The sequence below is a fragment of the Methylophaga pinxianii genome (assembly GCF_020447225.1).
In the GTDB taxonomy this organism is placed as follows: Bacteria; Pseudomonadota; Gammaproteobacteria; order Nitrosococcales; family Methylophagaceae; genus Methylophaga; species Methylophaga pinxianii.
Window position 1 is genome coordinate 1 of record NZ_JAJAEO010000096.1, and the last position, 2,592, is coordinate 2,592.

Genomic DNA, 2,592 nt, shown 5'->3' on the forward strand with positions numbered 1-2,592 from the left:
CATGGTGATTGGGTGTGATAGTTGTTTGTGGTGAACTACAATTATACCGAGTCACCATGCTGCTCAATATTTAACCACCAAAGATCAACAGACCCTAGCGACAAAAAAGGAAACTAATGACCAAGTAAAAATCGAGGCCGTCAGAGCTCTCCCCCACTTGTCGGTATTTGTTACGTTAGTCTTTGAGCTGTCAAAAAACTTCATTCATAAAAAAACGGCCATTAATGTCCTATTGGCCTAATGCTACGGGCTGGTGGGTATTGGCGTTCGTAACAGTGGGTCCAACCTTGACCGCACAACTTGCTTATATGCGGGGAGTGGAACTGATTGGCCCTGCTCGTGCCAGCCTCTTTCCCTGCTTGGTTCCGGCGTTGGGTGCGATGTTTGCAGTTATCACACTTGGTGAACCTTTCCTCTACTACCATGGCTTGGCACTGATATTTGGGCTGGGCGGGATTTACCTAGCAGAGGTTAGGGTCAAGATAATTAAGTCACGAACAGCATGCATCAATGAAAATGGGATGTAATAACATTACATCTCATGACTTAAAATTTTCGCGCAACTCAACACCATGTAATAGCGCTATCATTTATTAGGTATGGCCAATGCTAGCCAGCTTAGCGGCAATATAATCACTGTGTTCAACGTGTAACAGGTTGCTGATGCGACGGATAACATGTTGTTCGATTTGATGGATTTCATTATCAGCATTGGCAAGCTGCCAAAGAATATGGATTAATTCGATTTTCTTTTCCTGACTGAAAAGCCGGTTGATTTCGGCGGTAAAAGTAAAATAATCTGTGGCATCTTTGTGGGCAAGTTCGGCTTCCGCCAGTAAACTTTCAGCAGCTTCTTTATCCAGCGAAAAACGTTTTTGCAGTATCGATAATAGTAATGCCCGCTCTTCTTCCTTAAAGTGATAGTCCGCAGCAATAACTTCGATCATCAGGGCCGCGGCAGCCCGTTTTACCGAGACATGGGCTTCCTCTCCCTCATCGTTATCACTGAGTAATTCGCGTTGTAAAAGTTGTTTAAGTTTATCCAGCATAGATTTCTCCTCTCCTGCACGGACAGTTTATAGATTCGACAGTTCTTGTCAGAAATAAGGATTATTTTATCGAATGCAAAATCACAGCTGCCTGATAACGGGGTTTTCCGTAACCCAACATACGATTGAATTCCTTATGCGTTACTGGAACATAAAAACTGTCGGTGAGGGTTTTATCATCTTCCCAGTCAATATCCGGATCATGAAAGTAGACAAAAGTATCCGAGATCGAGACTAATACGACCCAATGAGGTGATTTATTTTGATTAAGTCGGTAAGAGCTAATCAAAACCACTGCCAATGCGCCTTGACTCAGGTAATCACGCAGTAAATTCACATCAATCTGTCGCATCTGCTGCTCGACATCCGAAGTTTCCAATTGACGCATAAAGTCCTGATGCACACATTCCATCACGGCTTTTTTATCTTCACTACGTACTCCGTTTACAAAGGGCACTTCAGCACTGTTTGTTATCAAGGTAGTTTTGAAATAACGTCGCCAAGCGGCTAAAGCCAATCCTTGTGCACTACAGCCACCATGACCGGATGTCATGAATATGGTGGTAGCTTCACGCCAAAGCTGTAATTCCAAACCACGGTCCAGATGCATGACCGGCTGCAGGGTTTTCATTGCCATCATCAGACTGGCAGGACCACAGGTAAAGTCGGTGCTTTGTGAATAATGAAAAACCTGCTGATGCAGCTCTTCAGGTTGTGGCTGTAATACTTTCATCATGCGTAACGCATTAGCATGATCTTCGTAATAGTCTGTGACGATTTCAAATTGATGATAGCCGAGACTTTCATATAGTTTGATGGCGCCCAGATTGTCCGGACGCACTTCCAATCGAATAAAACTGCGACCAGCGCTTAACGCTGCTTGCTCGGCCTCGCGCATTAAAGCCCGGGCGATTTTCTGGTTACGGTATTGCGGTAATACTGCCAGCGAATAGATACGTCCGAGGGAGGTACCCCGGGCGTATAGCAGTAATACATACCCCATTATGTTCTGCTGTTGTTCCGCAACCAACAATAATGCGTTGGCCTTGTTTATCATCCATTTAAAACTGCGGCGGGATAATTGATCACTGTCAAAACAGTTGTTTTCAATCGCCAGCAAAGCATCGACATCGGCTAAGCTGGCCGCACGAAATATAATCGAATTTACTTGTTGATTAACTGCCATTTGCATTAGTGGTCAAACCCTCCAGAGCCATTTCAATGACTTGGCGTCCACGGAACAAGACCAGCTCTTGCCACTGTGTTTCGGCGGGACAGAAAAAATCCTGCATCGCATGTTTGATATCCAGCGTTTTCTGATCTGACCAGTCAATCTTGCCGGATTGTTGCAACTGTTGGTCAGCAAACAGAACATTCAGCATTTGCTGATTGCCAAAAGTGCCAAATTCCAGTGTCAAAAAGCAAACATTATCGCCTTGCTGGTGCCAGAAATAATCATGTAAGCCATGTTTGATGCCAGAAGTGGATGTTCCCAACGCGGGTTCCGTCACTGTTGCACCAAATAATTCACGTGCTTTTTTTT

4 protein-coding genes are annotated in these 2,592 nt (G+C 44.5%); 1 reads left to right on the forward strand and 3 read right to left on the reverse strand.

Annotated elements, in window-relative coordinates; translation table 11 throughout:
* Positions 1–224 precede the first annotated feature (224 nt).
* Positions 225–527, forward strand: coding sequence for an EamA family transporter (locus tag LGT40_RS16520; RefSeq protein WP_432758069.1), 303 nt, complete (start codon positions 225–227; stop codon positions 525–527).
* A 66-nt stretch (positions 528–593) separates the two neighbouring features.
* Here LGT40_RS16520 and LGT40_RS00605 read toward each other — a convergent pair whose 3' ends face one another.
* The 3 genes from LGT40_RS00605 to LGT40_RS00615 all read right to left on the reverse strand — a co-directional run.
* Complete coding sequence (locus tag LGT40_RS00605) at positions 594–1,049, reverse strand: tellurite resistance TerB family protein (RefSeq protein ID WP_226075547.1); 456 nt, start codon at positions 1,047–1,049, stop codon at positions 594–596.
* A 61-nt stretch (positions 1,050–1,110) separates the two neighbouring features.
* Positions 1,111–2,241 (reverse strand): GNAT family N-acetyltransferase/peptidase C39 family protein, encoded by a 1,131-nt coding sequence (locus LGT40_RS00610; RefSeq protein ID WP_226075549.1) that lies wholly within the window; start codon positions 2,239–2,241, stop codon positions 1,111–1,113.
* The coding region (locus LGT40_RS00615) for a DUF2817 domain-containing protein (RefSeq protein ID WP_226343122.1) at positions 2,225–2,592 on the reverse strand (368 nt) is incomplete at its 5' end. The genes LGT40_RS00615 and LGT40_RS00610, both read right to left, overlap by 17 nt.

Coding starts and splice junctions, on each gene's coding strand:
- LGT40_RS16520 (WP_432758069.1), top strand. CDS start 225: ATGTCCTATTGGCCTAATGCTACGGGCTGGTGGGTATTGGCGTTCGTA.
- LGT40_RS00605 (WP_226075547.1), bottom strand. CDS start 1,049: ATGCTGGATAAACTTAAACAACTTTTACAACGCGAATTACTCAGTGAT.
- LGT40_RS00610 (WP_226075549.1), bottom strand. CDS start 2,241: ATGCAAATGGCAGTTAATCAACAAGTAAATTCGATTATATTTCGTGCG.